The sequence below is a fragment of the Halobacillus kuroshimensis DSM 18393 genome (assembly GCF_000425705.1).
Taxonomy (GTDB): domain Bacteria; phylum Bacillota; class Bacilli; order Bacillales; family Halobacillaceae; genus Halobacillus; species Halobacillus kuroshimensis.
The window spans coordinates 130088-142756 of record NZ_AUDY01000016.1; the positions used below are offsets into that span (position 1 = coordinate 130088).

Genomic DNA, 12669 nt, shown 5'->3' on the forward strand with positions numbered 1-12669 from the left:
TTACACGGAAGAAGGCTGCAAAAGTCATAACACATGTTCAGCCAGTGTTTGTTGAACGGATTCAATCGGGCTGTCCTTCTTAAAAAGTTTTCCGATCGGCTCGGATGACCCTGAAATCCAGATCTTCAGCTCAGCATCCATATCGAAGCTTCCAGCTGTTTCTACGCTGAAATGGGTGATGCTTTTATACGGAATGGAGTGGTACTCCACTTTCTTCCCCGTCATGCCCTGCTTATCCACGAGAAGCAGACGTTTGTTTGTAAAGATGAACGAGTCGCGGAGCACCTTATAACCGCTCTCTACCTGCTCTCCACCGGCAAGGATATCTTTCAAATCCTTTTCAAGCTTCGTTACGTCCACTTCGGACGCGTTTCCCATTAATCCATCTAAGAAACCCATTGGTTACGCCTCCTATTTCATTAACCGTAGAATCATATTCTCTGACGGATCCAGTTTGATCGTCAGCCAGTTGTTTTTTGAACTGAATATACTTTTCTTATTCTCCAGCTGCTGCCACTTTCCTTTTTGAATGGGAATATTAATTTCCCGCTTTTCCCGGAGGTTCCGGTTGAACAAAAAGAGAATCCGCTCGTCCGCCGCTTCATTTCCAAAATGGTCGACATTGTTTTCATTCCATCTCTCAAATCCGATAACATCGTCATCCAGTGCAAAGGACTTCCAATGCCCTGTACGGAGGACGTCATGCTCTTTCCGCCACTTCCCAATTTCGGTATACCAGTCAAGCAGTTCCTGGTTTTCTCTTCCCCAAGGATATGGTTTACGATTATCCGGATCCGCTCCCCCTGTCAGCCCGGCTTCATCGCCATAGTACAGGGAAGGTACACCTGGAAAAGCATAGATCCATAGACTGAGAGCCTTGATCTGCTTGAAGATGAGCTGCTCTTTCTGCTCATCTGAAAAATCATCAGGCAGAAAGTCTGCCAGCATTGTATAAATTCTTTCGACATCATGACTCGAGAGCATGTTCATCACGGCATAAAAGTATTCTTTCGGATAGTGCTCACATAAGGTCATCAAACGCCTGTGCACCGTGTAGGCATCCATGTCCCCTTTAATAAAGTCGAGCAGGATCCGCCGCATCGGGTAATTCATCACCGAATCCAGGACGCCCCCGAGAAAATAGTCGCGGCGTTTTCCATAGGCAGATTTGTTGGAGGCATCCTCCCACACTTCCCCCAGCAGCACACTGGATGAATCCTTCTTCTTCAGCTGGGTATAAATCTGCCGGATCAAGTCATCGGTCAACTCGTCCGCTACATCAAGACGCCAGTGCTTCATCCCTGACTTCTGCCACGTTTTAATGACACTGTCTTCATCATGAATCAGGAAATTCTGGTAATCTTCATTTTCCTTCCGGAGTGTTGGGAGAGTCCCTACTCCCCACCAGGCATCATATTCGTTGGGATAGTTGTGGAATGTATACCAGCTGAAATACGGGGAATTTTTGGATTGATAGGCACCAAGGGAGTCGTACTTCCCTTCCCGGTTGAAATAAATACTATTGCTCCCCGTATGACTGAACACCCCGTCGAGCATAACTTCCATGCCTCTTTTTTCCGCTTCTTCGATCAACGCCTCGAAGTCTTCCTTTGTCCCGAGCAGTTTATCAATCTTATGATAATCCCCCGTATCATAACGGTGATTGCTTTCCGCTTCAAAAATTGGATTCAAGTAAAGAACGGTAATGCCCAGTGTCTCGAGGTAATCAAGTTTTTCCGTAATGCCTTTCAGATTGCCGCCGAAAAAGTCCCAGCGGATGACTTCTCCACGCTCATTGCGGATATAAACAGGATCATTCTCCCAATGGGCATGTACGAGGCTCGTTTCCGGTGCTTTTTTCATATCTATGTCGCCGGCAGCATAAAAACGGTCAGGAAATATTTGATACATCGTGGCATTCTTCCACCATTCCGGCGTTTCGTAAACAGGGTCATAAACGGTAATCTGCCAGGAGGGGGGAATATGATCATAAATTCTGCCTTCCCCGCTCTCATTACTCCGCTCCCGTCCGTAAAAAAGGGTGCGGTCTTCGGAGATGATCTCAAAGAAATACCAGATCAGCTGCGGACTTTCCGGCATTTTTATAGTCGTTTCATATGTCGTGCACTGGTGTTCCTCGCTGCATACGTCCATTTCCTTCGTCTTTTCATGATCCGTACGGTCAAGGATATAGTGAAGGATGACATGGGATACACGATGGCGATTGAGCACATCCAGTTTCAGTGTAACAGCAGAACCTTTCGGCGCAGCACCGAAAGGCTCTCTATAGGATTCCTCAAAGCTGTTATGATACATTTCCTTTTGTCTCACAAATCCGTCCCCCTATATAACTACTTCAGCGCCCCAACGCGATTGATTTTCCAAATCTCCTCTGCGTATTCCTGGATTGTGCGATCACTGGAAAACACACCGGACTGGGCGATGTTTACGAGACTCTTCAAGTTCCACTGACGCTTTCTCTGATAATCCTGACTGACTTTCTTCTGAGCCAGCAGATAATCCGGAAAATCTTTCAGTACAAAGTACTCGTCATTATAGGTGACCAAAGCATCGTAAATGGCCTGGAATTCCGTTTCGCCTTTAGAAAAAGGACTGTAGTGAATCAATTCATCGAGAATATGGCGGATCCGCTCGTCGTTGTGATAAATACTGCTGGAGGAATAGGATCCTTGATTGTAATATTCCCAGATTTCTTCAGAAGTGAGTCCGAAGATATAAATGTTATCATCCCCGACGTGGTCATGGATTTCGACGTTCGCCCCATCCATCGTCCCTACCGTCACCGCGCCGTTCATCATGAATTTCATATTCCCTGTACCCGAAGCTTCCTTCGTAGCCATGGATATCTGCTCACTGATATTGGTCGCCGGAATGATTTTCTCTGCCATGGACACGGAATAGTTCGGAAGGAACACCACTTTTATATAATCGTTTACAGCAGGATCATTATTGACCACTTCTGCAATACGGTTGATCAATTGGATGACCGTTTTTGCGAAATGATAACCCGGGGCTGCCTTGGCTCCGAAAAAGAAAGTCCTCGGTACCATTTCCATCGCAGGGTCTGCCTTCAATTCATTGTATAAATGCATAATATGAAGAGCATTAAGCAGTTGACGCTTATAACCGTGGAGCCGTTTAATCTGGACATCGAATATGGAGTGCGGATTGACGGTGATTCCCTGCGTCTGCTGCACCCACTCTGCAAATTCCACTTTATTCTGATGCTTAATATCGTGAAGCTGATCAAGAAAGCTTAAATCATCTTTCCGGCTCATCAGCCGGCTTAACTGCTGCGGCTCGTGGATCCAGGTGTCGCCGATCGTTTCCGTAATGAGTGATGCCAATTTACGGTTGCTGTGCATCAGCCACCTGCGGTGAGTAATTCCGTTGGTTTTATTGTTGAAGCGATCCGGGAAGGTATGGAAGAACCGTTTCATTTCCCGATGTTTTAAAATTTCTGTATGGAGTTTTGCCACACCATTAATGCTGTGACTTCCGACAATGGATAAATGGGCCATTTTCACCTGACCGTCCGCTACGATGGCAAGGTCGGCAATGCGGTCGAAATCTCCTGGGTAAGTGCTCCACAGCTCCTGGCAGAAACGCTCATTGATTTCATTGATGATCATGAAAATCCGCGGCAGCAGCGAGCGGACAAGACCTACAGGCCAGGACTCAAGCGCTTCACTAAGGGTTGTATGATTCGTATAGGAAACCGATGACCGGGTGATCTCCCATGCCTCCTCCCAGCCGATTCCTTTCTCATCCATAAGGATCCGCATCAGTTCAGGAATGACGAGGGCCGGATGGGTATCGTTGATATGGAGGGCTGCTTTTTCAGGGAAGGAGGACCATGGCACTCCGAGTTTTTCAAAATAGCGGACAACCGACTGGACACCGGCGGACACGAGGAAATATTCCTGCTTTAAACGGAGGCGTTTACCGTCTTCTGTAGAATCATCCGGATATAGAAAATCCGAAATAGATTCCAGCGAACGTTTATGGCCGAGAAAATGACCGAACTCCCCTTCTTTTTCAGCACGGGACATTGTGTCGCCGACAGATGGTTCCGCGGACCACAACCGGAGCGTATTCACGGTTTCGTTTTTGTATCCGACAATCGGGACATCGTAAGGCACCGCCTGGATCGGTTCATAGTGCTCATACTTAAAATGCAGCTTTCCTTCTTTGTCACGGGTGGAAGATACCTGTCCGCCAAAACGGACTTCGATCGCTTCATCCGGGCGTCTTACTTCCCAGACGAAGTCTTTGGAAAGCCAGTAATCAGGAAATTCCACTTGTTTCCCGTCGATGATATGCTGATCAAACATGCCGTACTTATAACGGAGACCATAGCCATGACCAGCCATCTCCAAAGAGGCCAGAGAATCCAGAAAACAAGCCGCCAAACGGCCGAGACCGCCGTTGCCGAGGCCTGCATCACTTTCCTTCTCTTCCAATCCGGAAAGGGACAAACCAAGCTCATCCAGTCCTTCTTCTACAAGTGTCAGAACATCCATGTTTAATAGATTGTTCCCAAGCAGACGCCCCATAAGGAATTCCATCGAGAAATAAAACACCTGCTTCGTTTTGTTACGCTTGTAATGCTGCTGGGTGTGAAGCCATTTATTGTTGATTTTCTCCTGAATCAGCGTCCCTAACGCGCGGTACGTATCATACTCCGATGCTGTCTCCAGCGTCCGCCCATACCGGTCCTCCAACTGCTCCTTAAACGCGGCCTTGAATTCCTCTTTACTACTGAACATCACCATAAAGGTTCCTCCTATCAGATCTACCGGAACATCGTTTGATACAAATCCATGTACTGCTCCGCAGAGTTTTTCCAAGTGAACTTACTCTTGCAGATGTTTTTTACAAGATTCTGCCAAGAAGCAGGCTCCTGATAGAATTCGACAGCCCGGCGGATCGTGTACAGCATGTCGTGGGCGTTATAGTTTGTAAATGAAAATCCGTTCCCTTCCCCAGTCTCTTCATTATATGGCTGGACAGTGTCCACAAGTCCCCCTGTTTCCCTGACGATCGGAGCAGACAGATACCTTAAGGCAATCAGCTGACCAATACCGCACGGTTCGAAACGGGAAGGCATGAGGAACATATCACTGGCCGCATAAATCTGACGGGATAATGGTTCTGAAAAACGGATATTCGCTGACATTTTTTCGGGGTGTCTGTGCTGTACCCATTGAAACAGCTGCTCATATTGATATTCACCCGTACCAAGCAGGACGACTTGAACATCATCATGATAGAGCAGCTCGTCAATCACCCTTCCGATCAAGTCGAACCCTTTTTGTTCCACCATTCTGGAAACGATGCCAATCATCGGTACTTCCTTACGTACAGGCAGACCTAATTCAGCCTGCAGCCACATCTTGTTCTGAGCCTTCTTGATCAGGGAGCTGCGATACGGAAAAGCAAGGGCTTCGTCTTTCATAGGATTATAGTTATGCTCGTCGATGCCGTTGACGATTCCGATTAATTCGTCAGTCCGTTTTCTAAGTACTCCGTCTAGGTTTTCCCCATAATAGGGCGTTTGAATCTCTTTTGCATAAGTTTCGCTGACCGTTGTAATAAAATCGGCGTAGTTCAAAGCACCCTTCATGAAGTTGATGTTTCCGAAAAATTCGAATGCATCATCTCTCATCATGCTTTCATCAAAGTCCATGAGATCATGCAGGACGGACTGCGGATAAATCCCCTGATACTTCAAATTATGGATCGTGAAGACCGTTTTCATACCTTGAAGCTTTTCCACATCCTTATAGTGGGTATGTAGGTAGACAGGGATGAGACCGGTCTGCCAGTCATGGCAGTGCAGGATATCCGGAGTCCATTCCAGCGTGCAGATAAAGTCCATGACCGCTTTATTGAAGAAAACGAACCGCTCGGCTTCATCTCCATACCCATAAAGATTGGAACGTTTAAAATAATATTCGTTATCTATGAAATAGACGGGAATGCCCTCATAGTTGATATATTCGATTCCTGCATACTGGCTCCGCCACCCAAGCGTGATATCCAGTTCATCCAGGTGGGTCAGCTGTTCCTTCCAGTGATCATCCATGTTCTCATATTTCGGCAGGACGACACGGACATCGGCGCCCTGTTTTTTCAAGGCATGCGGCAGAGTACCGAGCACATCAGCAAGACCACCGGTTTTTACAAAAGGGGTGCATTCTGAACCAACCATTAAAATATTCACGTATATCCACTCCTTATCTTTGTTCAATCCATCACTTAACCATTGTTAAAGAAAAAGGACTGCCCGAGCGGTAAGGTCCAGACAGTCCCTGACAAAGGGGGTTACATTGATCGCCGCTTCGCTAGTACGTACGGCTTTTCAGGTGCTCCAATCAGCGTCTTGCCACTGGAAATGGTGCAATCCTTATCAAGAATGACATTTTCCAGGACCGCTCCTTCTTCGATTTCGCAGCGCTGCATGATGATGGAGTTTTTAATGACCGCCCCTTCTCCTACTTTGACACCGCGGAACAGGATGCTGTCCTCGACTTCTCCTTCAATGACACACCCGTTGGCCACCATCGTGTTTGTTACATGAGACGATTGGGTATAATTCGATGGAGCTTCGTTTTTCACCTTCGTGTAAATCGGGGCATCCTCTTTGAATAAATCATCATGCTCAGATGCATTCAACAGCTTGGCGCTGTTGCGGTAATAACTTTCCACCGAATTGATCAGCGCATGAGTGCCGTGGTACTCATAAGCATTGATATGAATGTTCGGAAGCTTTCCTTTGATCCCATCCAGGAAGAAGTTGGAGCATCCGTGAGCAATGCACTTTTCAATCAGGTTGTATAAAAATTCCTTGTCAATGATGTACATATCCATATAGACGTTATGGCTGCTTCGATCATTGTGAATATTCGTCACACGGTTATTCCCATCGATATCAAGCTTGTGAGCGCGTTCATGCTCGGAATACATTTCGTCCACTTTTTTATAAATGACCGTTACGTCCGCCCCTGATTCCTTGTGCTCCTGCAGGACATCCTGATAATCGATGTTGCAGATGTGCTGGGATCCGGAGATGACGATATAATCCGCCAGAGTCCGGTTGATGAAATCGATGTTGTTATGGAAATGCTGCAGATCCCCGCGGGAAATATCGGTCGGATCATTCCAGTCAGGGGGCAGGATGAAAAGGCCGCCCCGTTTGCGGTCCAGATCCCAGGCTTTTCCTTGTTCGAGATGGTCCATCAGCGAACGGTATTTTCTTCTCGCAAAGACAGCTACGGATTCAATCCGGGAGTTGGTCATATTAGAAATGGCGAAATCAATCATCCGGTAGCGTCCGGCAAAAGGAACCGCTGCCCCGCAGCGGAAGTACGTAAGTTCATCGAGCATATCCTGCTCATGGTCCAGGTTAATAATTCCAGCGATACGATCCATAATATCCTCCTCAAAAATCAGTTTGTAGCATAGCTTGTTGCCAGAACACTTCCTTCATCTGCCACCAGCGTGATTTCGCTGTCTGGTGAAGGATCACCGATCACGGCTCCATCCTCAATCACCGATCCTTTGGAGATGATGGCACGGTTGATCGTGACATTTCTGCCGATTTTGACATCCGGCATAATGACAGAGTCTTTGACAATAGAAGATTCGCTAACGTGGACACCGTAGAAAATAACCGATGTATCTACTTCACCGTAAATCCGGCATCCTTCATTAATCAGTGCGTTCTTCACCGAAGCTGACGGTGCAATATACTGCGGCGGCTGGTTTGGATTTTTAGAATAGATGCGCCATCTGGAATTACTAAGGTCCAATTCAGGATTCTTCTTGAGCAGGTCCATATTGGCCTCCCAGAGGCTGTGGACCGTTCCGACGTCCTTCCAATAACCCTCGAATGTATAAGCCATCATCTTTTTATAATCATTAAGAAGAGCCGGAATGATATCCTTCCCGAAATCATGGGAGGAATCTTCTTTTTCCGCATCATCAATCAAGTACTGCTTCAGTACATCCCAGCGGAAAATGTAGACACCCATGGAGGCCAGGTTGCTCTTCGGATATTCAGGTTTCTCATCAAATTCTGTAATCTTCCCGTTATCGTCGGCGTTCATAATTCCAAAACGGCTCGCTTCCTCCCACGGAACTTCAATAACAGAAATCGTCACGTCCGCATCCGTTTCCTTATGGTAATCAAGCATCGCGCCGTAATCCATCTTATAAATATGATCCCCGGACAGGACCAGGACGTGCTCCGGATCATACTGATTCAGGAATTTCAGGTTGCGGTAGATGGCATTCGCCGTCCCTGTATACCAGCCGCCGCCTTCCGACTGCATAAATGGAGGGAGCACCGACACACCGCCGAATTTACGGTCCAGGTCCCATGTATCTCCAATGCCGATGTAATCATTTAAAATAAGCGGCTCGTACTGTGTAAGTACGCCTACTGTATCAATGCCTGAATTCGTACAATTGCTCAGCGGAAAATCAATGATCCGGTATTTACCGCCGAAATATACGGCAGGTTTGGCGATCTGTTTCGTCAATGATTTCAATCTGGTCCCCTGCCCACCAGCTAGAAGCATCGCTACACATTCTTTATTTTTCATGATTCTCCTCCTTGATTTACTGATGTTCTTTTCAGGAAGCTCACACCGAGCGGGGGAACCGTCATGGTGACATGCTGGTTCTGGCCCTGCCATGGAGAGGATATCGTGTCCAGGGGCAGTCCGTTTCTCTGACCGGAACCACCAAAGTGCTCCGCGTCACTCGAGAAAATTTCCTCGTATGAGCCTTGTTCAGGCACTCCGACTTTATAATCGTGGTAGACCTCCGGAGTGAAGTTGCATACTATGACTAATTGATCGTTTGATGTCCGGCTGTTCCGTACAAAAGATATAATGCTTTGCTCATAGTTATTCGGATCGATCCATGTGAACCCTTCTGGTTTGTGATCGAGCTCCCACAATGCAGGCATATCCTGATACATCTGGTGAAGCTGTTTCGTGTACTCCAAAATAGAGGCGTGGGAGTCGTAGTCCAGCAGCTCCCAGTCCAGGTCCTCCAAGTCCTTCCACTCGTCGAATTGTCCGAATTCACCTCCCATAAATAGAAGCTTCTTACCGGGATGGGCGTACATATAAGCGAGAAATGCACGCAGGTTGGCGAATTTCTGCCAATAGTCGCCCGGCATTTTATTTAATAACGATTTCTTTCCATGGACGACTTCGTCATGAGAAATCGGTAATACAAAGTTCTCGGAAAAGGCGTAATGAAGAGAAAAGGTAATTAAATTATGATGATACTTCCGGTGGATCGGGTCCATTTCCATATACTTGAGCATGTCATTCATCCAGCCCATGTTCCACTTGTAATTGAACCCGAGTCCACCGATATGTGTCGGTGCACTGACAAGCGGCCAGGACGTCGATTCCTCCGCCATCATCAGCGTATCCGGAACTTCTTCAAAAACGGCTTTATTCATTTTTCTGATGAAATCGATGGCCTCAATATTTTCACGCCCGCCGTATTCATTCAGCTCCCACTCTCCGTCTTCCTTACCGAAGTCGAGGTAGAGCATACTGGCAACAGCGTCCACACGCAGGCCGTCCAGGTGATATTCTTTCAGCCAGTACACAGCATTGGAGATGAGAAAGCTCTGTACTTCGTTTCTGGCGAAGTCGAACGTAAGCGTCCCCCACTGTGTTTTCTCAGCTTTACTAGGGTTGGCATATTCATAAAGCGCTTCCCCGTCAAACCTGCGAAGTCCATGTTCATCCTTGCAGAAGTGGCCCGGTACCCAGTCCAATATGACACCGATTCCAGATTTGTGGCATTGATCGACAAAATACTTGAAGTCATCCGGGGTGCCGTAACGGGAGGTCACGGAAAAGTATCCGGTCGCCTGATAACCCCAGGAGCGGTCAAACGGATGCTCTGTCATAGGTAGAAGTTCGATATGGGTATAGCCGAGTTCTTTCACATAAGGAATCACCATATCTGCATATTCACGGAAATTGTAAAAAACCTCCGACTCTATGTACTTCCAGGACCCTAAATGAAGTTCATAGATCGACATGGGTGATTCATAGGGATTACGTCCTTTCCGCTGGTTCATCCAGTCATGGTCGCCCCATGCATAATCATCCAGCGGATAGACAACCGAAGCGGTATTTGGACGGAGTTCGCTTGAAAATGCATACGGATCAGCTTTCAAGCGGAGATGTCCGTGAGGAGTTAAAATTTCGTATTTATAAATCGTTCCTTTTTCCAAGCCGGGAAGAAAAGCGATCCACACGCCGTTGTCATTGATCTTTTCCATCGGGTGTTCCCGTCCGTCCCAGTTGTTAAATGGACCGACGACACTGACCTTAACGGCGTTCGGAGCCCAGACGGCAAAACGGATGCCCTGCTCTCCGTTCCTCGTATCCGGATGGGCCCCCAGCAGTTTGTGGCTGTACCGGAGATTCCCCTCATGGAATAAATAAATATCATGTTCTAAAGATGTACCCTGGACCACACCATCACTCCTCGTCTCAATAATCAAACTTTATGACTAGACCAGCTGCCTATCAATCAATTCGGAAACGTTTGTTATCTCCTATATTCATCATAAAATCACCTGTATAGATTTACAATTGCAATTGATGAAAATATTCTGAAAAGTTTTGTCGAAAAATGTCGAATAACCATGGCGTCCGTCCATTTGTTAACTTTTCGTTAAGAACCTTTTTAAGTAAGCGTTTACATATTTTGTTCTATTCCCCTGCTTACAAAAATAGAAACCACCGATTCTCTGAGTCTATGGGCCCCCTCCCTTTATCTTCTATCAAGGGCTGGCAGATTTTTTCTTTTCAAGAAGCGTTTCAGCAAAAAAGAATAGTGGTATAGCTTTTACAAACCGAATTTAAGAGAGGTGGAACGAGATGTCATTAGCAGGACTTGGACTACTCATCATCGCAATTGCCTTTGCCTTCATCAGTATCTTTGTTGTGAAAACATTAAAGACAGCATCCCATACGATGTCCAGTGTTTCCCAAACACTGGAGAAAGTGGAAGGCCAGATTCAGGGGATTACCTCCGAATCAGAAAGCCTGTTGAAAAAAACCAATTCAATGGCGGCTGATCTTGAAGAGAAAACCCAGAGCATCAACGGGTTGATGGATGCCGTCAACAATGTGGGATCGACCGTAGGAAATGTGAACAGTTCCCTTCAAGGGGTTTCAGAAAGTGTGGCCCACGCCTCCCACGAGCGTAATGAGAACGTCATTAAAGCCATGCAGTGGGGCGATGCAGCCATTGATTTATATGTAAAATGGAAACGAAAGAAAATAAAGGAGTGAGGTTGGCATGGATTTTCTAGGAATCGGCGTACTCATCATCGGAATCGCTTTTGCCGTGGTCTCTATTTTTCTTATTAAAGCTCTCAATAACCTTGCTGGTGTTTTAAGCGGTGTCCGCGAAACTGTGGATCAGCTCCCGGAACAATTGGACTCCGTCATGAAGGAAACGACCGGCGTTCTGCATAACAGTAATGATACACTGGCCGATGTGAATGAAAAGATTAAAGCATTGAGCCCGTTATTCTATATCGTTGGAGATATTGGAGAATCCTCCAGGAAGCTCACTTCTTCTCTTGTAGATATGACCTCTTCCTTGAAGAATACCACCTTTGAAGGAGAGCAGAAGATTAATGAAGAAGGCTGGCGGGGCATTTATGGAGCGCTTGCCATGACTTATTACCTGTCTCAGAAAAGAAAAGCGCTCAAATCAGCAGCCCAGCTGGATCGTACGACATCATGAAGACTCTTGAATGGGTATCAGGATTGACGGCAGGTGCTCTGACAGGCATACTTATCAACTCCCTCACGCGTGATCCATCCATTGCCAAAATGAAGATGGAGCGTAAAAAGGGTGAGTTTTATCAGACGGGTAAAATTCAGTATGAAGACATTCAGACCGCCAGAGAAACAATGAGGAATGAAGCTCAAAAAAATATAAGGATAGAAAGGTGATTCAATTATGACAACTCAACAGACGACCAAAAAAAGCGGGAGCAAAAAGCTTCCCATCGCTATTGTAACCGGAGCTCTTATCGGAGGAGCGATTGTTCTGGCCAAAGACCCTGAACAACGCCGCCGTTTGAAAGAAGGATCCCGCGCGAAGAAGGATTCTGTAGCGCAATACGCTTCCGAGGTAAAGGAAAATCCATCAGAGAAAAAAGATGACCTTGTTACACGTGTCCGTAATATCGTCAATATCGCATCTGAAGCGGCTGCCACCGTGCAGGAGGTCTTCAACAACCAAGGCAGAGAAATCACCGACAAAGTGAAGGACATCAAAGAAGAGTCTGAAGAAATTGTTTCCACAGCTAAAGATGCCGGCGAAGAACTGCAGGAAGTCGGAGACAAAGCCAGAGAAGCGAAAGAAGAGCTTTCCAGCGATGAGGAAGAGCAGACTACTCCAACAGCAGGAAAAGCCTTCACCCCTTCCAATACACAGGACAACGTCACTGAAATCAATACACGCTCTTAATAGAAAAAGTCCCTGAGACATGAACTATAACCCGAATAATGGACACTTATAAAAAAGTGCCCCGTTATTCGGGTTATTTCTATCTCTAGAAATTTAACCCGTTTATAATGAAAA

General features: G+C 46.5%; 11 protein-coding genes. 4 read left to right on the forward strand and 7 right to left on the reverse strand.

All coding sequences use genetic code 11. The features are described from left to right. Positions 1-24: 24 nt before the first annotated feature. The 7 genes from H615_RS0119845 to glgB all read right to left on the reverse strand — a co-directional run bounded on the left by H615_RS0119845 (position 25) and on the right by glgB (position 10540). Positions 25-399, reverse strand: coding sequence for a PH domain-containing protein (locus H615_RS0119845; RefSeq protein WP_027956766.1), 375 nt, complete (start codon positions 397-399; stop codon positions 25-27). A 12-nt stretch (positions 400-411) separates the two neighbouring features. Further along, complete coding sequence (locus H615_RS0119850; RefSeq protein WP_027956767.1) at positions 412-2331, reverse strand: glycoside hydrolase family 13 protein; 1920 nt, start codon at positions 2329-2331, stop codon at positions 412-414. Between the two features lie 20 nt (positions 2332-2351). Beyond that, a complete protein-coding gene (locus tag H615_RS0119855; protein WP_027956768.1) occupies positions 2352-4790 on the reverse strand; it encodes a glycogen/starch/alpha-glucan phosphorylase in 2439 nt (812 codons plus the stop codon). Between the two features lie 26 nt (positions 4791-4816). After that, positions 4817-6247, reverse strand: coding sequence for a glycogen synthase GlgA (glgA, locus tag H615_RS0119860; RefSeq protein ID WP_027956769.1), 1431 nt, complete (start codon positions 6245-6247; stop codon positions 4817-4819). A 101-nt stretch (positions 6248-6348) separates the two neighbouring features. Next, on the reverse strand, positions 6349-7455 hold the full coding sequence (gene glgD, locus H615_RS0119865) for a glucose-1-phosphate adenylyltransferase subunit GlgD (RefSeq protein WP_027956770.1): 1107 nt from the start codon (positions 7453-7455) through the stop codon (positions 6349-6351). 17 nt (positions 7456-7472) lie between these two features. After that, positions 7473-8630, reverse strand: coding sequence for a glucose-1-phosphate adenylyltransferase (locus H615_RS0119870; RefSeq protein ID WP_027956771.1), 1158 nt, complete (start codon positions 8628-8630; stop codon positions 7473-7475). Then, the gene (glgB, locus tag H615_RS0119875; protein ID WP_027956772.1) at positions 8627-10540 is read right to left on the reverse strand and encodes a 1,4-alpha-glucan branching protein GlgB; all 1914 of its coding nucleotides are present in this window, start codon (positions 10538-10540) and stop codon (positions 8627-8629) included. The genes H615_RS0119870 and glgB overlap by 4 nt, the downstream gene beginning before the upstream one ends. A 406-nt stretch (positions 10541-10946) precedes the next feature. Between glgB and H615_RS0119880 the strand changes: the two genes are divergently transcribed. From H615_RS0119880 to H615_RS21705, 4 genes are read left to right on the forward strand one after another with little or no spacing between them, the layout of a single operon-like run. Continuing rightward, positions 10947-11363, forward strand: coding sequence for a DUF948 domain-containing protein (locus H615_RS0119880; protein ID WP_027956773.1), 417 nt, complete (start codon positions 10947-10949; stop codon positions 11361-11363). Between the two features lie 7 nt (positions 11364-11370). Continuing rightward, complete coding sequence (locus tag H615_RS0119885) at positions 11371-11823, forward strand: DUF948 domain-containing protein (RefSeq protein ID WP_027956774.1); 453 nt, start codon at positions 11371-11373, stop codon at positions 11821-11823. Further along, on the forward strand, positions 11820-12035 hold the full coding sequence (locus H615_RS22610) for a hypothetical protein (protein WP_169516227.1): 216 nt from the start codon (positions 11820-11822) through the stop codon (positions 12033-12035). Before H615_RS0119885 ends, H615_RS22610 begins: the two co-directional genes overlap by 4 nt. 7 nt (positions 12036-12042) lie before the next feature. Next, a complete protein-coding gene (locus tag H615_RS21705; protein WP_156896540.1) occupies positions 12043-12555 on the forward strand; it encodes a hypothetical protein in 513 nt (170 codons plus the stop codon). The last annotated feature ends 114 nt before the right edge of the window (positions 12556-12669 follow it).

What these genes read in the sequence shown, in the direction of transcription:
- H615_RS0119845 (WP_027956766.1), bottom strand. Translation starts at nt 399, where the DNA reads ATGGGTTTCTTAGATGGATTAATGGGAAACGCGTCCGAAGTGGACGTA.
- H615_RS0119855 (WP_027956768.1), bottom strand. Translation starts at nt 4,790, where the DNA reads ATGTTCAGTAGTAAAGAGGAATTCAAGGCCGCGTTTAAGGAGCAGTTG.
- glgD (WP_027956770.1), bottom strand. Translation starts at nt 7,455, where the DNA reads ATGGATCGTATCGCTGGAATTATTAACCTGGACCATGAGCAGGATATG.
- H615_RS0119870 (WP_027956771.1), bottom strand. Translation starts at nt 8,630, where the DNA reads ATGAAAAATAAAGAATGTGTAGCGATGCTTCTAGCTGGTGGGCAGGGG.
- H615_RS0119880 (WP_027956773.1), top strand. Translation starts at nt 10,947, where the DNA reads ATGTCATTAGCAGGACTTGGACTACTCATCATCGCAATTGCCTTTGCC.
- H615_RS0119885 (WP_027956774.1), top strand. Translation starts at nt 11,371, where the DNA reads ATGGATTTTCTAGGAATCGGCGTACTCATCATCGGAATCGCTTTTGCC.
- H615_RS22610 (WP_169516227.1), top strand. Translation starts at nt 11,820, where the DNA reads ATGAAGACTCTTGAATGGGTATCAGGATTGACGGCAGGTGCTCTGACA.
- H615_RS21705 (WP_156896540.1), top strand. Translation starts at nt 12,043, where the DNA reads ATGACAACTCAACAGACGACCAAAAAAAGCGGGAGCAAAAAGCTTCCC.